The sequence below is a fragment of the Filibacter tadaridae genome (assembly GCF_900609045.1).
Classification (GTDB): Bacteria; Bacillota; Bacilli; order Bacillales_A; family Planococcaceae; genus Sporosarcina; species Sporosarcina tadaridae.
In genome coordinates, this window is record NZ_UXAV01000079.1 from 1 (window position 1) to 229 (window position 229).

The 229-nt window shown below is 44.1% G+C and carries 1 protein-coding gene; it reads left to right on the forward strand.

What is annotated here, in order from left to right; translation table 11 throughout:
• The coding region (locus FILTAD_RS15650; RefSeq protein WP_203229736.1) for a UPF0236 family transposase-like protein at positions 1–229 on the forward strand (229 nt) is incomplete at both ends.

Sequence of the window (229 nt, forward strand, 5' to 3'; positions counted from 1 at the left end):
GATGGGCTCTATGTAAAAAGGCAAAAAGGCAGAACGCGCGGGCGCGAAGAAAAGATAGCAGCTGTACATGAGGGATGGATTGTTAATGGAAAACGCACGGGTTTAGTTGCGAAACGCCATTATATTCACGAGGGAACTATTCCTTTTTGGGAAGGTTTCGAACAATATTTAATGGACACATATGAATACGATCCAGCTGTCCACTTTCTTGTGATAAACGGTGACGGAG